At 50.9% G+C, this 24,967-nt stretch carries 21 protein-coding genes; 15 read left to right on the forward strand and 6 right to left on the reverse strand.

What is annotated here, in order from left to right; genetic code table 11:
* Positions 1–39 precede the first annotated feature (39 nt).
* From L6H98_RS13625 to L6H98_RS13640, 4 genes are read left to right on the forward strand one after another with little or no spacing between them, the layout of a single operon-like run.
* The gene (locus tag L6H98_RS13625) at positions 40–1,035 is read left to right on the forward strand and encodes an ABC transporter permease subunit (protein WP_236415780.1); all 996 of its coding nucleotides are present in this window, start codon (positions 40–42) and stop codon (positions 1,033–1,035) included.
* A gap of 29 nt (positions 1,036–1,064) precedes the next feature.
* Entirely contained in the window at positions 1,065–1,952 is an 888-nt protein-coding gene (locus L6H98_RS13630) for a carbohydrate ABC transporter permease (RefSeq protein ID WP_236415782.1), read from the forward strand.
* 31 nt (positions 1,953–1,983) lie between these two features.
* Positions 1,984–3,621, forward strand: coding sequence for a sugar ABC transporter substrate-binding protein (locus L6H98_RS13635; RefSeq protein ID WP_236415783.1), 1,638 nt, complete (start codon positions 1,984–1,986; stop codon positions 3,619–3,621).
* A gap of 21 nt (positions 3,622–3,642) precedes the next feature.
* Positions 3,643–5,016 (forward strand): glycoside hydrolase family 30 beta sandwich domain-containing protein, encoded by a 1,374-nt coding sequence (locus tag L6H98_RS13640; protein ID WP_236415785.1) that lies wholly within the window; start codon positions 3,643–3,645, stop codon positions 5,014–5,016.
* 182 nt (positions 5,017–5,198) lie between these two features.
* Here L6H98_RS13640 and L6H98_RS13645 read toward each other — a convergent pair whose 3' ends face one another.
* Positions 5,199–5,912 (reverse strand): MerR family DNA-binding transcriptional regulator, encoded by a 714-nt coding sequence (locus L6H98_RS13645; protein WP_236415787.1) that lies wholly within the window; start codon positions 5,910–5,912, stop codon positions 5,199–5,201.
* 156 nt (positions 5,913–6,068) lie between these two features.
* On the opposite strand from L6H98_RS13645, the gene L6H98_RS13650 reads away from it, so the two are divergent.
* The 5 genes from L6H98_RS13650 to L6H98_RS13670 all read left to right on the forward strand — a co-directional run bounded on the left by L6H98_RS13650 (position 6,069) and on the right by L6H98_RS13670 (position 11,667).
* Complete coding sequence (locus L6H98_RS13650) at positions 6,069–6,953, forward strand: alpha/beta hydrolase (RefSeq protein WP_236415789.1); 885 nt, start codon at positions 6,069–6,071, stop codon at positions 6,951–6,953.
* Positions 6,954–7,001: 48 nt separating this feature from the next.
* The gene (locus L6H98_RS13655) at positions 7,002–7,652 is read left to right on the forward strand and encodes a hypothetical protein (RefSeq protein ID WP_236415792.1); all 651 of its coding nucleotides are present in this window, start codon (positions 7,002–7,004) and stop codon (positions 7,650–7,652) included.
* Between the two features lie 175 nt (positions 7,653–7,827).
* Positions 7,828–8,373, forward strand: coding sequence for a CueP family metal-binding protein (locus tag L6H98_RS13660; RefSeq protein WP_236415794.1), 546 nt, complete (start codon positions 7,828–7,830; stop codon positions 8,371–8,373).
* 235 nt (positions 8,374–8,608) lie between these two features.
* The gene (locus tag L6H98_RS13665; protein ID WP_236415796.1) at positions 8,609–9,619 is read left to right on the forward strand and encodes an iron-siderophore ABC transporter substrate-binding protein; all 1,011 of its coding nucleotides are present in this window, start codon (positions 8,609–8,611) and stop codon (positions 9,617–9,619) included.
* On the forward strand, positions 9,616–11,667 hold the full coding sequence (locus L6H98_RS13670; protein WP_236415798.1) for an iron ABC transporter permease: 2,052 nt from the start codon (positions 9,616–9,618) through the stop codon (positions 11,665–11,667). The genes L6H98_RS13665 and L6H98_RS13670 overlap by 4 nt, the downstream gene beginning before the upstream one ends.
* 487 nt (positions 11,668–12,154) lie before the next feature.
* Here L6H98_RS13670 and L6H98_RS13675 read toward each other — a convergent pair whose 3' ends face one another.
* Positions 12,155–14,239 carry a methyl-accepting chemotaxis protein gene (locus tag L6H98_RS13675; protein ID WP_236415800.1) on the reverse strand — a complete coding sequence of 695 codons (2,085 nt, stop codon included), beginning with the start codon at positions 14,237–14,239 and terminating at the stop codon, positions 12,155–12,157.
* Between the two features lie 215 nt (positions 14,240–14,454).
* Positions 14,455–15,630 (reverse strand): aminotransferase class I/II-fold pyridoxal phosphate-dependent enzyme, encoded by a 1,176-nt coding sequence (locus L6H98_RS13680; RefSeq protein WP_236415802.1) that lies wholly within the window; start codon positions 15,628–15,630, stop codon positions 14,455–14,457.
* 344 nt (positions 15,631–15,974) lie between these two features.
* Here L6H98_RS13680 and L6H98_RS13685 point away from each other — a divergent pair, with 344 nt between their 5' ends.
* A complete protein-coding gene (locus L6H98_RS13685; RefSeq protein WP_236415804.1) occupies positions 15,975–16,940 on the forward strand; it encodes an alpha/beta hydrolase in 966 nt (321 codons plus the stop codon).
* 162 nt (positions 16,941–17,102) lie between these two features.
* Here the strand turns inward: L6H98_RS13685 and L6H98_RS13690 are convergent, their stop codons facing one another.
* Complete coding sequence (locus L6H98_RS13690) at positions 17,103–18,110, reverse strand: phosphotransferase (RefSeq protein WP_236415806.1); 1,008 nt, start codon at positions 18,108–18,110, stop codon at positions 17,103–17,105.
* A gap of 255 nt (positions 18,111–18,365) precedes the next feature.
* Here L6H98_RS13690 and L6H98_RS13695 point away from each other — a divergent pair, with 255 nt between their 5' ends.
* The 4 genes from L6H98_RS13695 (at position 18,366) to L6H98_RS13710 (ending at position 21,877) form a co-directional block, all read left to right on the forward strand.
* A complete protein-coding gene (locus L6H98_RS13695) occupies positions 18,366–19,160 on the forward strand; it encodes a HipA family kinase (protein ID WP_236415808.1) in 795 nt (264 codons plus the stop codon).
* A gap of 351 nt (positions 19,161–19,511) precedes the next feature.
* Complete coding sequence (locus tag L6H98_RS13700) at positions 19,512–20,540, forward strand: hypothetical protein (protein ID WP_236415816.1); 1,029 nt, start codon at positions 19,512–19,514, stop codon at positions 20,538–20,540.
* Between the two features lie 72 nt (positions 20,541–20,612).
* On the forward strand, positions 20,613–21,236 hold the full coding sequence (locus L6H98_RS13705) for an NUDIX hydrolase (RefSeq protein ID WP_236415817.1): 624 nt from the start codon (positions 20,613–20,615) through the stop codon (positions 21,234–21,236).
* 107 nt (positions 21,237–21,343) lie between these two features.
* Entirely contained in the window at positions 21,344–21,877 is a 534-nt protein-coding gene (locus L6H98_RS13710) for a DUF4303 domain-containing protein (RefSeq protein WP_236415818.1), read from the forward strand.
* A gap of 410 nt (positions 21,878–22,287) precedes the next feature.
* On the opposite strand, the gene L6H98_RS31405 is transcribed toward L6H98_RS13710, so the two are convergent.
* Together L6H98_RS31405 and L6H98_RS13725 are read right to left on the reverse strand one after the other, a co-directional pair.
* The gene (locus L6H98_RS31405) at positions 22,288–23,199 is read right to left on the reverse strand and encodes an SRPBCC domain-containing protein (protein WP_356722925.1); all 912 of its coding nucleotides are present in this window, start codon (positions 23,197–23,199) and stop codon (positions 22,288–22,290) included.
* A gap of 4 nt (positions 23,200–23,203) precedes the next feature.
* Positions 23,204–23,719, reverse strand: coding sequence for a MerR family transcriptional regulator (locus L6H98_RS13725; RefSeq protein ID WP_236415819.1), 516 nt, complete (start codon positions 23,717–23,719; stop codon positions 23,204–23,206).
* A 317-nt stretch (positions 23,720–24,036) separates the two neighbouring features.
* Here L6H98_RS13725 and L6H98_RS13730 point away from each other — a divergent pair, with 317 nt between their 5' ends.
* Positions 24,037–24,579 carry an AAA family ATPase gene (locus tag L6H98_RS13730; RefSeq protein ID WP_236415820.1) on the forward strand — a complete coding sequence of 181 codons (543 nt, stop codon included), beginning with the start codon at positions 24,037–24,039 and terminating at the stop codon, positions 24,577–24,579.
* The last annotated feature ends 388 nt before the right edge of the window (positions 24,580–24,967 follow it).

The raw sequence follows: 24,967 nt of genomic DNA on the forward strand, positions 1-24,967 counted from the left end.
GGCGAATTTTATAAAAACGAATAAAAAGGGGCGAGACACATGAGCAAACCAGCGGCGGCTACGTCGGCTGAGGCAGCGGGCGCAATGGTGCGGCCGCCGGGCAAAAAGCCTGTCGTGCAGCGTGCCAAGGCATTTTGCACGGATTTCATCAGGCAGTGGGAGCTTCAATCCATGATTTTGCCTGGCGTCATTTTCATGATCGTATTCAATTTTATCCCGATCTACGGTCTGACCATTGCTTTCAAAAATTATACGGTCATCGATACGATCGACAGCGCGCCTTGGGTAGGGCTGGATAACTTCAGGATCATCCTGACCGATCCGTATTTCTGGGATTCGGTCGTCAATACGCTGGGCATCAGCTTTCTGAAGCTGGCCATCGGCTTCGTGGTGCCGATCATTCTGGCGATCATGATTTACGAGGTCAGCGGGAGCCGTTTCAAAAAAATCGTGCAGACGATATCGTATCTTCCGCATTTTCTGTCCTGGATCGTGCTTGGCGGCATGCTGATCACCTGGGTGTCGACGACCGGCCTCTTCAACCAGATCCTGTTGTCCTTAGGCCTCATCAGCCAGCCGCAAAATATTTTGCTTGACCCGAGCAAATATTGGTGGATCGCGGTTCTCTCCGACATTTGGAAGGAGGCGGGCTGGGGCACGATTCTGTACCTCGCGGTGATGGCCAAAATCGACCCGACGTATTACGAAGCGGCCAAAATCGACGGTGCGAACCGGATGCGTCAAATCTGGAACATCACGATTCCGAACATGAAGATGATCATCAGCCTGAATCTGATCCTGACCGTCAGCGGCTTGTTGGGGTCTAACCTCGATCAGACGCTCGTGCTGATGAACTCCCAGAACAGGGAAAAGGCGGAGGTCATCAATTCTTACGTGTACCGCATGGGGATGACGCAGGGAGACTTTTCCTACGCGACTGCAGTCGGTCTTGGCGTATCGATCGTTTCGGTCATTCTGCTCGTCACCGCCAACAAAATAACAAGCAAGCTTAACGACAATCAATCCGTTCTGTAAAGCGGAGAGCGACAAAAGGAGGGAAATCCGTGAGTTCAAAAGCAATCAAGGGCGATACCGACAGCCGAATTTTTAACGCGGTGAATGTCGTGCTGCTCGTCATCACGATGATCGCGATTGTGGTTCCGCTATGGAACGTCATCGTTTCATCATTCGCTTCCAGCAGAGCGCTGGCAGAGGGAGGGTACATCTTCTGGCCCTCCGAGCTGTCCCTGGAAAACTATCGGGCCGTGTTCCGGGATTCCTCCATATGGCAGGCCTTTTTCATCTCGATCTCCAAAACGGTCATCGGCGTTGTGACCCATGTTTTCTTCTGTGCGATGGTGGCGTACGGCCTCAGCAAACGATACGTGCGGGGGCGCAAAGTGTACGTTTCCATGGGCGTCATTACGATGTTTTTCTCAGGCGGCATGATTCCGACCTATTTGCTGATCAAGGACCTGGGCATGCTGGACAGCTTCTGGGTGTACATCATTCCTGCCCTGCTAAGTTACTACGACGTGATCATTCTGATGAATTTTTTCAGAGGGGTGCCCGATTCGCTGGAGGAGTCGGCAAAGATTGACGGTGCGGGGGATTGGCGCATTTTCCTCAGCCTGTTCATTCCGTTATCGATGCCGGCCATGGCGACGATTGCGTTATTTAACGGGGTTGGCCAATGGAACGACTTTATGACGACGAAGCTGTATGTCACGAGCGAAGCATTGTATCCGCTGCAGATGAAGCTGTACGAGATCATCGTTCAGTCGCAAACGCAATCGATGCAAAATGTGGCGGGGTCTGTTGTGATCGAAACGGCGACCAAGGGTGTGCAGCTGGCAACCATCGTGATCACGACATTGCCGATCGTCATTATTTATCCGCTGCTGCAAAAGTACTTTATCTCCGGCATGATGCTTGGTGCTGTCAAAGAGTAAGCGCTTTATATCCAAAAGGAGGGAATGTAACATGACCACGAAAATGCAACGCAAAAGATCGAAAAGGATTACCCTGACCGCTGTTCTAATGGCTGTTATGCTCGTTGCCAGCGCCTGCGGAGGGGGGAGCGGCTCCAAGGGAGATAACTGGGTATCCATTGAAGGGCGCTACACGCCGGATGCAAGTACACCTGCCTGGAAGCTGGATACCAAGGAGGAACCGACGCAGCTTACCTGGTATGTCAACGCGGACTGGTGGAACACGGATTACGGCAAAGACGTCGTGACGAAAAAAATCAAGGAAGACCTGAACCTGGACATCAAGTTCATTACCGGAGACGACACAAAGTTGAACACGTTTTTTGCAGGCGGAGAGATGCCGGATCTCATCACGACGTTTGGCATCAACTCCCCGGTTGTGCAAAAAGCTTCCTCATGGGCGCTTCCGTTGAACGATCTGGCGGAAAAGTACGATCCGTATTTTAACACCGTCGCCGCCCAGGATACGCTCAAATGGTTCCAGCTGTCCGACGGCAAAACGTATGGATATCCGAATTACTCCAATACGCAGGCGGATTACAACGATGGCACGATCCCGGCCAAAACGGCGTTCATCATTCGCAAGGACGTCTATGAGGCGCTTGGTCGTCCCGACTTCGGCACGCCGGAGGAATTCCGTTCTGCCATGCAGCAGATCAAGGAACGGTTTCCAGAGCTGATCCCGTTCGGGTTCAACTCGATTGGCGAAGGCACCGGGTCCCTCGGCGACGTGCTGCAGGATTTTATCGGCGTTCCGCTGGAGGACGGCAATGGCGGTTTCTACAACCGCAACCTGGACGACGATTATTTGGCATGGCTCCGGACGCTGAACCAGGTTCACCGGGACGGGAACATCAGCGACGACAGCTTTGCGGATGACGGCACTGCATTCGAAGAGAAGGTCAAGTCCGGCAAATACGCGACGATTCTGCTGGACGGCACGCCGCAGCAGGGGGGCAACCTGCAAATTTTCATGTCGGCTAATCCGGACAAGGCATATATGGCCGTGGACGGGCCGCAAAGCACGGCGGGCAACGAGCCCAAGCTGAACCAATCCGGCATCTCCGGCTGGATGGTGAGTTTTATCACCAAACAAAATGCCGATCCGGCCAAATCGATGCAGTTGTTCACGTACCTGCTGAGCGAGGAAGGACAGATGCTCATGAACTACGGCATCGAAGGCGAGACCTATGTGAAGAATGCGGATGGTTCGGTTCAGTTCACGCCGGAAATCAAGGAGCTGCAGCAGACCAATGCGGACAAATTCAAAAAGGAGTATCGCATGGGCGAATTCATGTTCTTCGGGCACGACAAACACAAAGCCTATAGCGAAGACGCCTTCCCGGAATCGATCAAGCAAATGCAGCAATGGGGCGAGGGCAAATTGGTACCCCACTTTATTCTGGAAAACATCGACCCGGATCAGGGCACGCCGGAAGCCCGCGGACTGACCGCGATCAACACCAAATGGAACAGCACGATGGTCAGCATGATCCGGGCCAAGGATGATGCGCAGTTCGAGGCCATTCTGAACGATTACAAGCAGTTTTTGGACAGCAACGGTTGGAGCAAAATCGTGGACATTCGCAGCGAAAAAATGAAAGCCAACAAAGAAAAGCTCGGTCTGTAACCGGGGACAGGAGGCATGAACATGAACACGAACATGGATAGGGGCAAAAGCGAAGTTTTGATCTACGAATCGAACGGGGAAGGGCAATTGTTTGCGAAAAAAACGAAAGCGGAGCTGGCCCCGGCTCCTTCTTCCGCCAATGCACGCGTCATCGTCGTTGACGACCGCGAGCGGTATCAGGAAATGGACGGATTCGGCGCGTCATTCACGGATTCGGCCGCTTATCTGATCCATCAGGTGTTGAGCGCGGAACAGCGCGCGGAGCTGATGCCCAAGCTGTTTGACGAGAAACGGGGGATCGGCCTGTCCGTCATTCGCAATCCGATGGGCGCTTCCGATTATGCCCGCGAGTTTTATAGTTATAATGATCTGCCCGAAGGCGAGACCGACCCCGCATTGGAGCGGTTTACGATCGCCCATGATGAGCAGGACGTCGTTCCGCTCATGAAAGAGGCGTTGCAGCTGAATCCGCAGCTTAAAATGATGGGCTCGCCCTGGAGCCCGCCAGGCTGGATGAAAACCAGCGGCTCCATGATCGGCGGCACGCTGAAAGAAGAGTGGTACGCGACGTACGCCGATTATTTCGTCCGCTATGTACAGGCTTACGCGGAGCACGGCATCCCCGTATACGCCGTAACGCCTCAGAACGAGGCGCTGTTTTCGCCGCCGCATTATCCGGGCATGATTTTCCCGGCCGCCGATCAGGCCAGATTTGTCCGCGAGCATCTGAAACCGAGGTTCGCAGCGAACGGCATCGGCGCCAAAATTTTCTGTTATGACCACAACTGGGATAAGCCGGAGTACCCGCTGGAAGTGTTGGAGCAGGCGAGCGACGCGGTAGACGGAGTGGCATGGCATTGGTACGGCGGAAGTTCCTCGGCGCAGAGCGATGTGTGGGCCGCTTTTCCGGAGAAAGAAGTGCACTTTACGGAAGGATCTGGCGGAGAATGGATACCGCCGTTCGAGCAGGCGTTCAGCAACGTGATGCGGACGGGCATCGGCATTCTGCGCAATCACAGCCGTTCGTTCGTGCTGTGGAATATGGCGCTGGACGAAGAGAACGGACCGACGGTGCCGGGATTCGGCAACAGTACATGCCGGGGCATCGTGAAGATCAACCAGCAAACGCGGGAGCTCACCTATACGCTTGATTATTACGCGCTGGCTCATTTCAGCAAACATATTCGTCCCGGAGCCGTACGCATAGGTTCAAACAGTGACGATGCCGTGCCAACGGTAGCGTTCCGGAACGTGGACGGATCGATTGCCGTGGTGCTGTTCAATGACCGGTCTCATTCGGAGAGCGTGGAGGTAAGGGTGCCGGGATACGAAACGATGAGTTTCGGCATGGAGGCCAAGAGCGCGTTAACGCTTGCCTTTGGCGTGAGGGACTGAGGGGCTGCCAGGGTCGGATGGGGAAATGGAACTCAAAACAGCAAAGGTGATGTGAGGCCAGCTCGTGCCAAAACAGTCGCTGTACAAAGAAAACAGGCGGGGAATGTTCCTCGCCTGTTTTCCGTTCATCATGGATAAGGCAGACCGTAATGGCGTTTTGGCGAATTTGGAACGTTGTTCGGTTACGATTTATATTCATCAAGTGCTTCGATGTATCGCATAAGGGCCTGGATGCCTGCATACTGCCGCACGAGCCGCTCGTTCAGCTTTGTCATGGCAAGACTGAGCGAGCTTTCGACCTGAACAGGGTCACGTTCTTCCAACAGTTCGAGGAGCTGCTTCATATGGCCGATATAATACACCGTTTTGCGCAAACTGCTGATCAGCAAAATTCTTCTCGTTTGGTTTGCCGGGTAGATCCGATAACCGTTCATGGGGTCACGTTCCGAATGAATCAACCCTTCCTTCTCCCAATGGCGAATGGCAGAAGCATTGACCCCGGCCAGCCCTGCAGCCTTGCCAATCGTCAGTCCGTCCGGCACGTCTGCCGCCATCGGATTTCCCCGGTTTGAATCGCGCAGCATGGACCAGATCTTTTCAACCCGTTCTTTCTCCGACTGTGCGTGGGTCAGCTGCCCGTTTACGAGCCATAACGCCTTCAGCTTCTCACCTTGCCTGATTTCCCGCATAGCTGCGTACACCACGGGAATATCATAAGCACTCAGCAGGCTCCGGATCGCGACAAATGCGTGTAAATGAACACCCATGTATGTTCTGCGATTGCCGGGAGTACGCGGTACATCGGGAATCAGTCCTTGTTCCTCGTAACGGCGCAGCGTGGTCGTGCTGACGTTTAACGCGGAAGCCATCTCGCTGGGAGTGAATATCCTGTCCATGTCCATCTGCTCCTTAACCTTGAACTTAAACCTTAAAGTGCTACGATAACATATTCCCGCTGCAGGTACCATTCTTTAAGGAAAACTTGCACCCGAACCGAAAGATTGCATCCATGTTATAGACTGAAGACAAGTAAAGAAAAAGGAGTGAGTTTGTTGAAAAAGAAGGTAACGCTGCCCAATGGTTCAATGATCGAGGTTGGCTTGGTGGGTAACCCGAAAGATGGCGTCGTCATGCTGCCGGGGACCAAACCTGCCGTATATGGCGAAGAGGCGGAAATGCTGCGATTGTGGGGGGTGGACCCCGAACTGGGCGAGAAACTGGTACAAGGGTTGTCGGACGACTTTTGCGTGCTGTATTTTGATTATGAAGGACATTACATGGCACAGCCTGAACCTGACCGTTTTACGCCTGAGCATATCACCAATGATATGCTGCGAATCGCGGACCAGATGCAAGTGGACCGATTCTGGTACTACGGTTACTCCTGGCTGGCGCTTGCCGGACTCCAACTTTCCATTCGCACGGATCGGCTGAACGGACTGATCATGGGAGGTTTCCCGCCCTACGGCGGACCCTATAAAGAAATGTTGACCGTAACGACGAAAACCTATGAACAGGCGCTATCGAATCAGAACAAGGAAGGAGCAGGGCAGGAAACGGGAGCGCAGGACAAAAAGCTCGTAGAACCCGAAGACATCGATTGGAACGAGGTGGAGGTGAGCATCCATCCCGATCAATGCAAACAGTTCATGACCATGTACCAGCATCTTGCCGATTTCGATGACCGAATCATCCATCCCGTCTCGGGCATGCCCAAATTGGCCTTTGCAGGGGAACTTGATTTGATAGAATATGGTGAATCGTTTGGAAACGTCAGGGTAGACATCGCGGATCGCTTGAAGCGGCACAGGCATGAACTCGAAGCATATGGGTGGGACGTTGAGATCGTCAAAGGAGAGCGAATGGACCATACCGGGGCGATGCAGCCTGCCGTGGTTTTGCCTTTGCTTAAACGTTGGCTTGCCAAACGAACCTGATATTACGTTATTTGTGGAAAGATGCTGTATATGGAAGGGAGCTTAGATATGTCACTCTGGAAAGAGCTTTTCGAAGAACGGACTCACAGCTTGTTATATTACGCCGAACGATCGGACGATTTTACGTCGGGGTGGATTGGCGGCAGCGCACCAGCTTATTTCGACAATGAGCGGGAGCAAGACAATCTTGCAGACGGGGATTATCGCTTTTACATGGCCCTGGTTATGCCGGCTGAAGTTACTGCAGGGCTGGAACGGGGTGGGCAGGCTGGAGACATGCTGTCGGTCTTTGTGCCCTGCGACGAGGACACGCATTTCGAAAATAACATCTATCCGGCTTGCGCCGTCAGGGTCATTCGCCACCCGCATTCACCGCCAAGCCTGTCAGCACGATATGCCCATCCCGATTTGGAAAGGCATGCACTGAGCGCGCCAATACGCATGGCTGATGAAGAAGCGAGGGAGCAAGCTTTTCTCGTAAAAATCGGGGGCAATCCCCGATTAATTCAGGATGAAAGACACTATACTTCCGCTCTTCTGGAGGAGGGATATGATTTTTTCATTCAGATCGATGAAGACGGTTATGCGGATGGTCTCGCCGAAGAGTATGTTTTTGGTTATGGGGCGTTGTTTCTTTATTCCGGGTTCCACAAGGGTGGAGGGAAAGAGCTGGTGGCAGGTTTTTGGCAGTTCAGCTAATGGCGCATAAAAACGGATCGTGTATTCTCAAAGATTTGAACGGAAAGCGCTGAAACGACGGGGCAGGAACAATCGGTTAAAAGTGTGAAAATATGGTGAAATGGGCGGTCGAATCGCTCACTTGGACAGCTTCTCCTTTATAATAAAACAAAACGGACAAGGAGATGAACGCCAGATGAAAAAAGCGACGTGGGCCGCAGGGGTGTTAGTTGTCGTTGCATTGGGAACGTATCTGATTGCCGGAAACTTGCAGAAAGAAGAAACGGCGCTGCCATCCGGGGATCATATCAATATCAAACAGCTGGTCGAGGATATCGGGGCAGGCAAGGTGTCCGCCCAATCGGCCTCCATTGATGCAAAAACGCTGACGGTCGTAGGGAACGACGGTCAAACGGCGGATTATGATTTGCCTGAAGATGCATTCTTTTTATCCATTGCCCCGTATGTACAGCAAACCCATCCCTGCGAGATCCACAGTCTGACCGGTTGCCAAGGGGAAATGAAAAACGAGGATTTTCTCGTCACCATTCTCGATTCCGAAGGAAATACGCTCATGAAAGATTCTTCGCTCAAGACGGCATCCAATGGTTTCGTTGACATTTGGCTGCCCAGAGACAGAAGTTATCTTGTCAAGATGGTTCATGACGGAAAGGTTGCCGAAGCACAGATCTCTACATACGACCAAGACAATACATGCATTACAACGATGCAGTTAAGCTGATTCCAAAAGCTGTACAAAGGTAAAAAGAAGGGCTTTGCGTGAACAATCACGTCAAAGAAGAATATCCCGCAGAAAAGGGCTCGCTTCCGGCGGGCCTTTAAGTTGTCATTCCTAGAATTGTTGAGTGATATCATCAATGTTGTTGACAAACCCCCAATCATGTCGCATAATTTTATGAGTGATAATGAGAATTATTATCATGTCTATACATATAAACAGGGGGAGACTTACGAACATGAGAAAAGGTTGGAACGGAATTGCGCTATTGGTTGTTTTTGCTCTTGCGCTGGCGGGGTGTGGATCTTCGAATAATAGTGCTGGCGGGAGCGCATCCGAAGCGGGCCAACAAAATACGGGCAGTGCGCAGACTGAAAATGCTGCAGGTCCGATCACAGTAACAGACGATCGCGGCGAGGTAAAACTCGACAAGCCGGCAGAACGCGTTGTTGTTCTGGAATGGACATTTACGGAAGATGTCATTGCTCTGGGCGTACAGCCTGTCGGTAACGCGGATAATGAAAATTATAAAGTATACGTCACTTCCGAAGCTGCGCTGGATAGCAACGTAACCGATGTCGGCGCACGCAACGAGCCGAACCTGGAGACGATTGCTTCTCTGAAGCCGGATCTCATCATTTCCGATAAAAGATCCCATGAGGCGATTCACGATCAACTGAAAGCTATTGCACCTACGCTGGAATTCGATACGTACAAAGGCGGTTACGATCACGACCACATGGTCTCCATTTTTAATACCATCGCAACTGCGCTGGGCAAAGAAGACAAAGCGAAGGAAGTGTTGGCTGACCTTGACCAGCACTATGCGGATGCCAAGGAAAAACTGGCTGCTGCCGGCAAATCCGATTTCCACTACGTGCTGACCCAAGCGTTCACGTACCAAAATGCAGCATCGCTGCGCATGTTCACGGACAATTCCGTCGTTTCCAGCACGCTGGCGAAGATTGGCCTGATCAATGACTGGCAGCCGGAAAAGCTTGAAGATTACGGTTTTACGACGGTAGGCATCGAAGCGTTGTCGGATGTTCAGGATAGCAGCTTCATTTATATTACGCAGCCGGACGATGATGTTTTTGGCGAAGGCGTGAAAAATAATTCCGTATGGAATGGTTTAAACTTTGTGAAAGAAAACCGCACTTACCCGATTGCGAGCACAACTTGGACGTTTGGCGGTCCGCTGTCTTCCAAAGTGCTCGTTGACGAAGTCGTTGGGGCGATCACGAAATGAGTTCCGTTCAGACAGCGCGCCAATCTTTCAACTGGCGAATGATAAGCATTTATGGGGGCGGCTTGACCGCTCTCATCGTGCTTTTTTTTGTAAGTTTGTGTTTCGGGGAAGCTTCGATCCCGCTGCATACCGTTTTTGATGCGCTGACCGGCAGACAGGATACGCTGGAACATAACATGGTCTGGGATCTGCGCATGCCGCGCACGGTCATCGGCATTTTGGCCGGCGGAGCGCTTGCCGTGGCAGGTGCGATGCTGCAAACGATCACGCGTAATCCGCTGGCTGCATCGGACACGCTTGGCATCAATGCCGGCGCTTATTTCGCCGTTGTGTTCGGAACGGTGATGTTCCCGGGCGTACTGCAAAAGTCTCCGTTTTTGTTCGCAGCGCTCGGTGGGCTCCTGGCTGCTGTTGCGGCCTACGTTATGGGCGGAGGGCGGTCTTCAAGCCCGGTCAGGCTCGCGCTCTCGGGCATGATCATATCCATGGTGCTCGGTTCGTTTACGAGTGCTTTACATATCTTTTTTTCGATGGAAACGCAAGGTCTGTTTCTATGGGGTTCCGGTACGCTCGTGCAAAACGATTGGAGCGGCGTAACCTATGCCTGGCCTTGGGTCATCGGCATTACGCTGGTTGCTTTTTTCTTGTCCAGGCAGTGGGACGTGCTTGATTTGGACGAATCGACGGCGGCGTCGCTCGGACAGCGGGTAGGGATGATTCGTGCCGTAGGTTTGCTCGTATCGGTACTTCTTGCGGCAGTCATCGTAAGCGTCATCGGCCCGATCGGATTCGTTGGGCTGGTCGCGCCGCATCTCGTTCGACTGAGCGGCGCCCGCTCCCATCGCTGGCTTTTGCCAGGCGCTTTTGTATGGGGAGCAGCGCTGTTAATTGCGGCAGACGTTCTTTCCAAAATGATTCACAAGTCGAGCCTGGAACTGCCCACAGGAGCGATGATGGCGATCATCGGCGCGCCTTGGTTGATCTGGCTGGTGCTGACCCGCATGAAAGCGGCGAACGGACCGGCCGTCAACACGTCGATGAGCACCGGTTCGCGCGGGCGACGCTGGCCTTTCCGGCGGCTGGCTGTGCTGTTCACGGTAGTTACCGTTGGAGTGACGCTTCTAAGCACGATGTTTGGCGGAATGCGCATTCCGCTGGCAGATCTGCTGCCAAGCCTGTTCAGCTCGGATGGTCCGTTTTCGGCCATGGTGCAGCTTCGCATTCCGCGTACGCTTGTAGCCGCCGGGGCGGGAGCGGCTCTGGCCATTGCCGGCGTGCTTATTCAGATGGCGGTTCGCAATCCGCTCGCCGACGCCTCGGTCGTAGGCGTCACGTCCGGGGCGGGACTTGGGGCGATGATGGTCATGATATTGTGGACCGGCGTTCCGATCTACATGGTGCCTTTGGCAGCTATCGTCGGCGCAGTCATTGCGGCGGGAATCATTTTCTCGTTATCCTGGAACAAAGGGCTGAATCCGTCGGCCGTGCTGCTGGTCGGCATCGCAATCTCGGCCATTACGGGAGCCGGCATTCAGATTCTGATCATCGTAGGCTCATTATACGGAGGAAGCAGCTACATTTGGCTGACCGGAAGCACGTATGCCCGCACATGGGATCAGGTGAAAATCATCGCTGTCTTCCTGGTGATTCTGATTCCCGTGGCCTGGTGGCTGGCCCGCCGGTTCGAACTGCTTGTGTTTGATGATCAGAGCGCTTCGGGACTGGGCCTGCATGTGCGCCGGACACGCCTGCTTGCGATGGCGACGGGCGTACTGCTTGCAGCCGGCGCGGTTGCTTGCGTAGGGACCGTTGGATTCATCGGGCTGATTGCGCCGCATATGGTCCGGTTGCTGACCGGTCATCATCTGCGCCGTTCGATGTTTCTGTCCGCGCTGGTCGGCGCCTTGCTGCTGGTGCTGACAGACACCATCGGACGAACGGTCATGGCACCAACGGAAATTCCTTCGGGATTGCTGATCGCGATCATCGGCGCGCCGTACTTCCTGTATCTCATGTACCGTTCCAACTGGCGCAGACCCGTAAAATAATATCACGCATTGCTGACGGCTGCTTGAACGTTCTTCCCTTTTACAAAAAAACATACTGAAAGAGCCTGCATGGTTGGTCATGCAGGCTCTTTTTCATCGTGCGCTAACGAACTTCAAACGCCTTATATTGAGGCTTTTTTGCTGTCTAAAATTTCTAACGAAGCTCAGTCACCTTATTCAGCAGTTTTACAGGTTATGAGTAGCAATGTTGGCCGAATAGCGTGTGTCAGGTTCGTCAAAATTCTAAATGAGTGAAAATACCCCAAATAAGGTGGGGCAGGTTCATTACAGATAATTACAGATATCGTCGAGCTGCGTGGCATGTGCCGTGTTCCTGATCCCCAAATAGCAGGGTTACTCCAAGCCAATTAGGCATCCGATGTGCTTCGTTCAACGCGTTATACGTGATTTGTTACGGGCTAGTTGATGCTAGGGAAACGCTCTAGTACGCAGCGTCCGGCGAACGAGCACATTTCCTCCCTGCGGATCAGTGATCCGCCCCTTGTACGGAATCGATGCGGAACTGACTGAGCTCCTCTTGCAGTTTGATGGACAACGTGTTTAACCGCTGCGACAGCTCCGCCACCTGCTCGATGCTTTCCAGCTGCTCCTGCGTGCTCGCGCTGACTTCTTCGGTGGAGGCAGAATTTTCTTCGGTGGTGGATGAGATGATCTCCAGCGCCTGCACGATTTCATCTTTGTGCCGGTGCACTTTGGCCGTATTGCTGCTGATCTGGATCATGCGCTGTCTCAGTTCTTCGAGTTCGTTGTTGATGCTGAAAAAGACTTGCTTCGTCTCCTCGACGGATCGCGCGTTTCCTTCGGCGATGCTCAGACCACGCGCGGTATGCTCCACCGATACGTTCGTTTTCTCCGCAATTTCGCCCACTTTCCGGCCAATCTCCTCTGTGGCCAGAGTGGTCTGCTCGGCAAGTTTGCGGACTTCTCCGGCAACGACGGCAAATCCGCGCCCGTGTTCTCCCGCACGCGCCGCTTCGATGGAAGCGTTGAGAGCCAGCAGGTTCGTCTGGGTTGCAATTTGATGGACGGTGTCCACGATGCCTGATATGGCATCCCGACTCAAGTCAATCTCATGGATGATGGACGACATGGCCTGCGTGGATTGGTGGTTTTCCTCTGCCCATCTGGACAGCTGGTCCAGAACGCCGATTCCTCGTCCGCTTTGTTCAGCAGTCGCTTGGACCATCGTTTCAATGGCTCGGGCATCGCTGGCGATTTCGTCGATTTGTACGGACAACGAGCCGGTTTTTTGCAGAATGTTCTCCGATTCAACGGACTGATAGTTGGTTGCATTGGCGATTTCGTTAATGGCCGTTGCGGTATCATTCATCGTGACGGCCGTTCTGGAGGATATGGCCTGCAAATCCTTGGACGATTGGCTGAGCACCGAACCGGTGCTGCCGACCGTTTGCATCATGGCTTGAAGTTTTTGCGTCATGTTGTGCATGCCCTGCGAGATCTGTCCGATCTCATTGCTGGAACTTATATCGAATTGAACGGTGAGATCTCCGTCTTCCACTTGTTTGATTTTGGCCAGCAGCTTCGGTATCGACCGGAGCAGAGCGCGGAGCGTAACATAACAAATCAGGACAAGCAGGATCGCGGCGACCACGAAACCGCCGATCAGAATCCGGTTGAAGCTGGCCAGCTCCGAAAGCACTTCCTTCTCGGTAATGGTCAGTCCGACAGACCATCCGGTATCTTTGCTGGTGGCGTATCCAATATAGCGGCGTTCTCCTTGATCATCCATGAGCTGTATGCCGGATTTGCCTGCAAGCATTTCTTTGCCGACGTTCCCGAGGTCGCCTGGAATTTCATTGATTTGTTCGTTCAGCACTTTGCTCTCGTCCGGGTGATATAGAATATCTCCCGTTTTGGATGCAAGGATGGAATATCCCGTGCTGCCAAGCGAGTAGCTCTTCATGATGGCCGGAATGTCTTTGAATGCGATATCCGCTGCCACAAAGCCGATCAGTTCGCCCCCATCGTTTTTGACCGGGTAGAAAATGCCTATCAGAATATTGCCGGATGCCAGGTCCTTATAGGGTTCGGAAAAATAAAGCCCGTCTGCGGCCATCACCGGTTCATAATACGGACGGGTCTTGATATCGAAGTCGGCGGCGGAGGCTACCCCGTCATTTTGCAGCCAGAAGCCGTTTCCGTCGATGCCCGCGACCCATGCATCGGCGAAGGAAGGCTCTTCCTTGACGATCGCGGCCAGCGTGGCTTGAACCTCTGCGGCATAAGGTGACGTTGTGGCCGTCGCTGCCGATTCGGTCGTTTCAATATATTGCTCGAACAAATGATTTGTAGACATCTGTTTGACAAGCGAGCCTTTTTCCTTGAACAACGCATCGAATTGGCTGACGATCGCCTGCGTTTTCGTCTGAAGCTGGGCCTCCTGCTGGTTGACCAGAATGCTTCGCGTGCCGGTAAACATGAATGTCCCCAAAATCGAAAAGACGACAACGATAATGGCCAACAGCACCATGGACAGTGTATTGGCGATGCTCGTTGCTTTGTTACCCCTTTTTATGACTGGCTGTACCATGCGGCCATCTCCCCAAAATCGGATATTGAGCTATGCTCTTAGCATATATTTCGGAATTTCGAATCCGTTTCGATAGAGGCAAGGGATGGAAAATGTTTGTTTTTATTCATTACCTGGAGGGTGTACGATCAACGGTAGGAAAGGACTCACGTTCATCCCTAATTGCACAAAAAGAACCGTTCCTGCTAATAAGGAACGGTTCCTTTTGCTGAGCTCTATTCGTTTGATATCAGAATGCCGCTGCTTTCCACGGATTGCAGCGCCTGTTCGAGCTGTTCACGATCCTGAACAAGCGCGAGGCGGACATATCCTTCGCCGGAAGGACCGAATGCACTGCCGGGTGTCACGATTACGCCGGCCCGGCTTACCAGGTCCATGGCAAATTGTTCGGAAGTGTCGTAATGGTCGGGAATCCGGCTCCAAATAAACATAGTGGCATCCGGTTTGGTAATAGGCCAACCTAGTCTGCCGAAGCCTTCGCATAGAATGTCCCGGCGTTCCTCATAGATTGCCCTTACCCGGTCCACGTCGGACTGATCCCCGGTAATGGCCGCGATGGCCGCCTTCTGGATCGGCAGGAACATGCCATAGTCCATGTTGGATTTCAGCTTTTTCAGGATAGATACGACGGACGGATTGCCGACGCAGAATCCGATCCGTGCACCGGCGAGTCCATATGTTTTGGAGAGGGAATTGAACTCGACCCCGACCTCCATGGCTCCGGGATAGGAAAGAAAGCTGCCGCAGCTGTTCCCGTCAAATACCAGCTCGCTATAAGCGTTGTCGTGCAGAACGATAATGTCATGCTGCTTGGCAAACGCGATCAGATCCAGGTAAAACTGCTCGGGCGCCATGGCCGTGGTTGGATTGTTCGGATAGGATACGAGCATGAACTTAGCTCGCTTCGCGATTTCTTCCGGGATATCCTGCAGCTGGATGACATAACCGTGTTCCTCTTTTTGCGGCATGTAATAAAGCTCTGCACCTGCCAGAAGAGGCCCATCGGCGAACACCGGATAACAAGGGTCCGGGACCAGCACCAGGTCGCCCTCGTCCACGATGGCCAGGGAAATATGGGCAAGGCCTTCCTGTGAGCCAAGAAGTGAGCAGATTTGCGTAGCCGGGTTCAATTCTACCTGATAGCGCCGTGCATACCATTCGCTGACCGCTTGCAGCAGCTCGCTCTGATCGTTGATGGCGTAAATATAATTTTGGGTATCCCCGGCAGCTTCGAGCAATGCATCGATAATATGCTGCGCGGGAGGGGTATTCGGAGTTCCGACACTCAGATCGATCACGGTCTGCCCGTTCTCGATCCGTTGGCGCTTGATTTCGAGCAGTCGGGAAAAGATGCCTTCCTGAAAATGGTTCATGCGATTGGCGAATTTCATGATGATGCAGCCTCCAAACCTGTTGTCCAATAGTATTCTTCTATCATAAAGGGACTTGGGTCAAATGAGAAGGGAGGTCAGAGCATATTCGTTTCGAAATCGCAATGGGAGCGGATAAACGCCATCCTGAAATCAGATGGTTGATAACATTGAGACTTTTTACGTGCATTCAAGGCGACTCCGGCGCGTAAAACAGGATGGATTTGGGTAAAAAAATGGAGAGTGTTGACAATGGGTTTTAAACGGGTTATAATTCATTTATAAATTAAGCATTTTAAATTTAAGATTCTTTATTTCGTTGTATATGAATAAAAACAAACATCACATTTTAGGAGGAATTTATCATGACAACAGCAAACAACCCAAACAATGAAAACAAGGTAGTTCTTGAACCGGCAGCGCAAAAATTCGTGGAAGATACCGCCAATCCTCCGTATTTGTTTGACCTGGGTCCAGCCAAAGGACGCGAAACCGTCGACGAAGTGCAGTCCGGTGATATCGCGAAACCTGCGGTTGATATTGAAGATTTAACGATCCAGGGCGGACCAACGGGCGAAGTATCGATCCGAATCGTACGTCCGCAAAACGCTAACGGGGCTTTGCCGGTCATTCTATACACTCACGGGGCCGGATGGGTGTTCGGCAATGCCCATACGCATGACCGTTTGATTCGCGAACTGGCTGTAGGTTCGAATTCGGCCGTCGTGTTCACGAACTACGACCTGTCTCCAGAGGTCCGTTATCCTGTTGCGATCGAGCAAATTTACGCCGTGTTGGAGTGGATCTCGAGTGAAGGCGCCAGCCATAACCTGAAATCCGACGCTATTGCGGCAGCGGGGGACAGCGTCGGCGGCAACATGACGGCGGCTATTACGCTGATGGCCAAAGACCGCAAAGGCCCGAAAATCAGCAAACAGCTTCTGTTCTATCCAGTAACCGATGCGTCGTTCGACACACCGTCTTATCACCAATTCGCGGAAGGTTACTTCCTGCGCCGGGATGGGATGCAATGGTTCTGGGACCAATATACGACCGATCCGGCACAAAGAGCGGAAATCTACGCTTCCCCACTGCGCGCAAACCTGAATCAATTGCAAGGCTTGCCTGAGGCGCTGGTGATTACCGGTGAAGCTGACGTGCTTCGCGATGAAGGCGAGGCATATGCCAACAAATTGCGTGAAGCGGGTGTACCGGTAACGGCGGTTCGCTTCCAAGGCATCATTCATGACTTTGTCATGCTGAATGCGCTGGCCGATACCCATGCCGCCAAAGGCGCAATGCTCCTGGCCAATGCCTGGATCCGCCAATAACGTTCGTCCCGGCTTTCCAAATAGAGGGCTGCACTTCATGTGCGGCCCTCTTTGGCGTGGAGAATGGGATGGAGCTTCGTGCGTCAAACGCGCTGAAAGCCGTTCAAAACAACCGCGTGTTCCATATTGATACACGCATTTAGGCAGAATTATGGCAAGAGACTATAGCTCTATCGCTTGAAATAGAAAGGGGCTGCCACTCAAATAATGACGCAAGATGGCTTGCGCATACGACTGTTCTTCTTTCAGACTGTCTGTCTCCCTTGGATCGGGTGCATGGTGGGCGAAATTTTCGAGCATGGCCATCACGGCAAACGACTCCAGTTCCTGCAGCCCATCCGCGGCTGGTTTCCGAATGCTTTGGTACCCCTCAAGCACAAGTTTTCGTTGAGCCGGATACAGGCCCAAGATCGTATGAGCCACGTCGTACAGGAAATATCCGAATCCGCATCTGCCGAAATCGATGGGACGCGGATGCTTGCCGTCAAACACGATGTTTCCTTGATGCAGATCGCCATGGATTAATCCGTAATTTGTAGTGTCTTTGACAAGTCCGGCCAAGTGGGTGCGTACTTTTTCGGCAGCGGATTGATACAGCGCAAACCCGTCATGGGAAAGAAAGGCTTTGTGATGCTCTGCCAGGCGTTCCATCGATGCATTGAAGCTTGGCAAACCCCATTCAGGCCGAGTGAAATCGGCTGGGGGTTCGAATTGCCGGGATGCATGGTGAAGCTTTGCAAGCAGGACTCCTTCATTAAAAACCTGTTCCTCGGAAAGTTCCCGGCCCTCGTTTATGCCATCGACCCAGCGCATTAATGTCGCATAAACGGGCAGATCGTCGCCATGGTCCCCTTTAAGTTCCAACACGCTGTCGCCATGCCGATTCGGAACGCCTTGGGGAACGGGAATGTTCGTCAACCTATTCAGCACATCCAGCCAAACGAGTTCAGAACGCAGTTCCTCCTTGTTCATTCCCGGATGAATGCGCAGCAATAAGGTCTGGCTTTTACTTGTTTGCACAACAAACGTACACGTATCGGACAATTGATTGAACCGGATATGATCCCAATCCAAATCGTAACTTTGCAGTGCTCTGAGCGCTGCATGTTTGGAATTGGCGAGTATTTTTCTTACATTTTCCTCTGAGCTGATTTGAAACGTACGTGGCATGTATTATCCCCTCCGCTAAATCTGACCCTCTTTATTCGATACGATCATGCTATCCCAAGTCTGCGGTTCACGAAATGGAAACATTGATTATAAACGTGTTTTCCCGAGAAGAACCAGTAGAGAAGAATGTGAAATAATTTGGCTTATCTAGCGGTTGAGGTCAGAGTATTTCAATAGGAGCATGTCTATACCAAAAGTTTATAGGAAACATATATTAGTAAAATCAGATTGGTTCGCTTTCGGGGAGGTGGATTCATGCTTCAAGCCGTTACCTATGTCCAATCACTTACGGGTACCAGTTTACCTCATCTTATGCAATGTGATGATGGTAACTACTACGTTGTTAAACTTAATAAGAATCCCCAAGGAAGTCGCGCTTTAGCGAATGAGATGATTTGCTGCTGGTTGGCAGGACGATTGGGGATCCCTGTTCCTTGCAGTCAGGTAATCTATATCCATGATTCATTAAGGAAACAATATTTAGAACTTGGGTACGATCTCGGACATGGCCCGCATTACGGCAGTCAATTTATTTTTGATAGTACAAGTTACCCTTCACAATCAGAGCTTGCTAATTGTAGCAATATTGGCCAAGCGGCAGATATTATCGCTTTTGATTATTGGTTGGATAACAATGACCGTTATTTGAAGCGGGATAATGGACAAAATATTTTGGTTTCACGAACGCCAACTCCAAAGTTGTGGATGATTGATAATGCCAATATATTCGCTGGTCCCAACTGGACGATTCAGTCGATGTTTAAATCGGTTTCAGTACATCGCATGTTTTGGGGGGCACTGTATGCGATGTTTGTTCCTTTCTTGGATGGTCCCGATCCTTTTGGCAAAGCAATAGCTAATATTACAGCTCTATCCACAGGCGAAATGATCGAAGTTATGGCTGTAATGCCAGCTGAATGGGGGGTTAGTCACGAGGAAATAGCTGCGGTGTCACATGCATTAGAAGTGCGAAAGAATTATCTTCCCTATTGGATAAGCCATTTGCAAGACCATTTCCCTATGTGGAGAAGTCAACATAGAGGGTGGTGATAGAATGATAACCGTCTTCAATATCCAAGTGTATCCTGGCATTCATAGTCCTAATCTTCCTTATATCGTACAGTGGCGTAACCCGGATGGATATCCTTTTCTTGGGGCAGGAGCACAAGGGGCCGACCAATTCCCTAAAATGATGGCCGAATAAACGTTGGCATTTGGTTGCAGGAATCGTCAAAGGCAAGGAAAGGAGGAAACTCCGCCATCCTCGCCTTTTTTTGCATTGACATATATTTTGGTATTGTGCATCGCAGAAGGTCATGCTGGCACCAGGCATCTGGTTTCCAAACGCATGAATTTGATTTACAATTGATGGAAACAAGCCGTATGCAAAGGGGGAAAATCATGAGCGGAAGTTGGCATGCTTCCATGCAAGGCGTTCCCTGGAACGAGGACAAAATGAATGAGGCAGTCCGCTGTTTGCGGCATCGCGCGACGGTCAGCATTGCAGTCGGGGCGGATCAAACGGAGGATTTGTTTGCTTTGGACAAGCAGGTGTTTTTTAGACGGCCGGATCTCATTTTGCACGTGTGGAACAGGGATGAGAAAGCCAGTTACACGAAGGAGTTTCTCGAAACGCTCGCGCAACTGAAACATGCAGCCGCCTTGAAGCTGGATCTCCGGCAATCGCAGGATCTGTCCACGCTTGGCGCCATGGAGCAAATGCAGTTCCTGAACGTGAGTTCGCCCAAAAAAGCGGTAAACTTGGAGTTTATCGAGTCCTATAAACGCTTGACCTATTTGGAGCTGCACGGCAAATTCACGGATCTAACGCCGATTTCGGAATGCATTCGTCTGGATACGCTCGTACTAAATTGTAAGGTGGATCGGTTGGACGTGGCGGCAGAGCTGCCGCTGCTCAAATACCTCGGCATCGACAGTTGTGAATTAAATGCTCCGCTTGCCGCGTTGGGAGATTCGAACGTAAGCATGTTGAGATTGTCCGCAGTCCGTAAGTTGAGCGACATCGGCGAGTTGGCCCTGTTGCACAACTTGGAATTTCTGCATTTGGCATTGCCCAAGGTGGAGTACCTGTGCAATTTTTCGAAGCTGGACAGGCTCAGACAATTGGAGCTGGATTACATGAAATCGCTGCGGATTATAGACCAACTATGGACTGCGCGCAACCTTGAAGCGATTACGCTTAAAGAGATCAACACGTCGATTAAAGCGGAAGCTTTTGACCCATTGGCAGAAATGGAGCATCTAAGGCAGGTGGATTTTCGTTTTATCGATATGAACAAAGGGCGCATTGCGGCCATGCGCGAACGGTTGGAACATGCGGGCAAGGGCCATCTGCTGATTGACCATATCCCGGAGGAACAACGCATTCGCTCTATGGTGATCGAGCATTTGTCTCCCATTTTGATGTGATCGGCGAATCCGGCAGACACGAAAGACCCGTTATTTCCAGATGCCTAAATACAAGAGAGCAGGTGGAAGTCGATGAGCTCAGACATGCAATGGCTTGATTGGGTTAAGCGAATTCAAGCGATCGCCCAAACCGGGCTGACATACTCCAAGGACGTGTACGACCTTGAACGATTTGAAGAGTTAAGAGAACTTAGCATTGAAATGCTTGCGAATTATACGAATGTCAGCCGGGAGAAAATCAAGCTTCACTTCGGAAGCGAAACGGGATATGCCACGCCTAAGGTGGACATACGCGGAGTCGTCTTTAAAGAGGGAAAAATATTGCTGGTGCGGGAAAAAGCCGACAATGCCTGGGCATTGCCGGGCGGGTGGGCTGACATTGGACATTCTCCTTCGGAAATCGCCGTAAAAGAAATCGAAGAAGAATCAGGTTACATTACGGTACCCAAGCGGATACTTGCCGTGATGGATAAAAAATTCCACGATCATCCCCCGGAACAATATCACGTGTATAAAATCTTTATCGAATGCCAGATTGTGGCCGGACAGCCCAATGGCGGGGTTGAAACGAGCGAAGTTGCCTTTTTTGATAGAGACCGGTTGCCAGAGCTCTCGTTGGAGCGAAATACGGTGAAGCAGATTCAAACGATGTTTCAGTTTCTGGATGATCCGAGCAAAACCGTTATTTTGGATTAAACGTTAAGATGGCATCAATACGTCGACGATTGAGGAGTGGGAAGTTTATTTGGACCTGCTGCGTTGCTAGGGTGGAAGGGAATAAATTGGGGAAAGGACGAACCATCATGACTGTTTTTTTGAAGCAATTTGAGGAGCGCTTTCGGGCAAGCTTTGTGGAAGATTTGAAAAGAACGTTGGAACAAACGCGAAATGAACGCGTGTATGCCTGTGCTTTTGGCACGGATAGCGACTTCGTCACCTTATTTTTGGCCGTAAATACGGAGGAATCGCTGGCTCGGCATATTGCCGACATGAAGAAGAAAGGGCTGTGTAACTCGAAAGAGGATGAAATTTATTTCAGGTGGGGTTGTTCGGAGTACCAATATGGTGACGACACGCATTTCAATGATATCAGCAAGCTGTTGTATGCCGTAGAAAATGCATATGACTACAAGGACCAATTGATCGAGATCATTGCAAGGGTGGTTCAGGAAACGGAACCGTCAGTTTTTGCCGAATACGGGCAATCCAAGGAAGACATCGTCTTTTTTGTGTCCATGACGGATGACGATCAGGCAGAGGAGCTGGAGAACGAATCGGTTGCGCTGATGACCCGCCCGGAGCTGATTGAGGGATTTTTGAAGCGGTATGAGCAATAAGGGAACGTGATTTCGTCAATTGAATCTTTTATTAACAACGGAAATTCGGCAGCAGATTCAAGGCCCTCAGGTTGTGTTGTGGAAAGACATTGACGGAAAAGAGGATGAATTCGGGTGCGGTCTGTGTCCATTTAGCGAAAAGGATTGAGAAAAATGTGAGCAGTAGTAGGACTACAACTTCTATGGAGACTAAATAAGAAATGAACTGGGCCCCCACATCCAAACGTTAGCTCAATGAAGCATTTGAAGGCAGCCGCCAAAAGCCGGCCGCCTTTTTCCTCATCTAACGGGTAGGAAGGTTCCAATTTGCGGTATATCAATTTAATGACGTTTTCCAAGCAGAGGTGCTTATGAATCCTGCTCGCGACACCTAAATCCAGGCGCTGGCTGGCCGCCCTTCCGCGTGGTTACTATATGCGCCGTCCTTCTAGCACAGCTTGAAGACGGTCCAGGTTCTGCTCGTTGCTGTCCGGGCAATATGATTTTGCTTGCTGGAATAAGTTTTCGTCTTTGAACTGTTGACGGAATGTCACACGCGTCCGACCGGCCATATCGGTAAATGTTGCCGTCAACCTGAATTCAGGAGTGCCTTGATGCTCCAGTACGATGCGTTTCCCCGACTCGATTTCGATGAACTTGTTCTCGTTCGGATAATCCTTGCCGTCCGGTCCGTGAAAGGTAAAGCGCCAGAATCCGCCCTCGCAGAAGTCGAATTCGTGGAATGTACTTGTGAAGCCGTTAGGCCCCCACCACTGCGCCAGAAGCTCCGGTTGCGCCCACGCCCGGTAAACATCTTCGCTCGGGAAGTCGTACAAACGCGTATGAGCAAACTCCAATTGGCCGGGAACCGGATCGGCGTCGTCTTCCGCAGCAACCGCATCTCCGCCCTGAGTAAGCGAATGACCCAGCAGCTCTAGAAGCTCCCTTGACCCGTGTTCCCGATTCTCCACCGCATCGAGCCCATCGAAGAAGGTGCCTTGCTCCGTAAAGGTCAGCTTCGTGCCTCCATCCGTGTCTGCAAGCTCAATCGTAGTAATGGACACCGAGAACCGCACGCCGTTAAAGTCCATTACGTACGTATAAACAATCCGCTCAAGCGGAACGATCTCCTGATAAGTCGCGTCAAATGTGAACAATCCGCCGTCCGGCGTTTCGCCGCTGCTGAATTCCCGTCCGCCTACCCGGAATTCGAACACTTCCGGCTTCGTGAACCAGCGTGCTTTGGCTTCAGCGTCAGCCATTGCTTGGTATACCTGCTCCCTGGATGCCGGATACGTTTTTTCAATTACAAATGTTCCATGTCTTACGAATTTTTCTTTCATGCTCTTAATCCTCCTTGTGTTCTTTTTTTGTAGGGTTTGTTCCCTCATTCCCGCCTGCTAAAAACATTCCCAGCAGGCCCAAGCGTTGCTCCCAACTGTGTTGACGATTCAGGATCGGCTTCTCGTAGTCGTTCTTCATCGCTTGCAGCAGTGTGGTGAAATCGTCTACCGTCACCTGCTGCTTTCCTTTCATCAACTTAGATACGTGCCTCAGCTGATCAAGTAGCTTCTGCTGCCGCCGTATTTGCTCTTGCACGCGCTCGATCTGCATATCGACGACCTCGAGCGGGTCAATTCCGGGGCCCGTTAGTGCAGCTTTCACTTCGTCGAGCGACAGGCCCAACTCCTTCAGCGATATAATTTGATAGAGTCGTGACAAATCATCGTCGTCGTAGAGCCGATGTCCCGATTCCGTGGCAGCCGACGGCGAGAGCAGTCCAATCTGGTCGTAGAAGCGCAACGTTCGCACGGTTAACCCCGTCAGCTTGGCCAGATCCCCGACCTTCCAATATGGTTTCATGATCATCTCCGTTCTTTGTCGCTAGCTTGATCCCGGTAGCCTGATTATAAAACCTTACGTAACGTAAGGTGCAAGCGATTTATTTTAATATTTTTCTCAAAATAAAAAACGTGATGAGATAACTTACATACAAACGTTCCGCTAACGGGAAACGTTAGTTCAATAACAATAAAAAGCAGTCGATCATTGTGACTGGCTGCTTTCATTCGTCTAACAGGCTGAAGGGCGTAATAACTGAATATATCTATTCGTCACCTTTTATCGTTTTTTCTTATCAAATATTATGTTTATGTAATTACTTAAAGGATGGTGGTTTTATGTTAGTGGAGAGTCCAAGCATCATACTGGTCACCGGAATCATGGCTAGTGGAAAATCTACCGTAGCGCAGTTACTTTCTGAACAATTTGATAATTCGGTACATTTACGTGGAGACATTTTTCGGAGAATGATTGTAAATAACCGCAAAGAAGTTCGTCCTGATTCAGGAAGTGACGAGTTCGATCAGCTGAGGCTGCGATATCAGCTCGCTGCTCTGTCAGCGGAGATGTACTATAAGTCGGGATATACAGTTGTTGTACAAGATGTTGTCATCGGACCACTACTTACTGATTTCATCTCATATATTAATAACCGCCCATTGTATTTAGTAGTGCTATGTCCAAACACTGCTGTGGTTGCAACGAGAGAGGCAAACCGCACAAAGAAAGGTTATGGGATATGGAGCGTTGATGAGTTAGATCGCGTACTGCGAAATGAAACTCCACGCTTGGGACTGTGGTTGGATTCATCAGATTTGTCCCCTGAAGAGACGGTTAATGAAATTATCAAGCGGCTAAAAAATGAGGCAGTAATAGAATAAACTATTACGTTAACGGGAAAAGTAGTTCAACAAATCAATGAGCAGTCTGTAGTTTGGGAAGCTGATCATTTTTCGTTGAATTGTCGTTTGAGTAAATGGTTTTTTTTACAAGTTGCAATTGCTTATTGAAACATGTTATATTTTTATTCCGGCCGCGAGACGGACGGTAAGAAATTGTTTGATCTTTGAAAACTGAACAACGAGTGAGTAATGCGAAGGTTTTTGGTGCATGTCGTATGACTGTATGAAAACCGGAGCGACATTGAGATATTTTATCTCGTCAGATTCAAAATGAGCTAATCGCTCTTTTCAATACCTCAGATGATTTTCATCACGATTAACCTCGTGACCGAAATTCATCTTTATTGGAGAGTTTGATCCTGGCTCA

The sequence above is a fragment of the Paenibacillus sp. JJ-223 genome (assembly GCF_927798175.1).
GTDB classification, from domain to species: Bacteria; Bacillota; Bacilli; order Paenibacillales; family Paenibacillaceae; genus Paenibacillus; species Paenibacillus hubeiensis.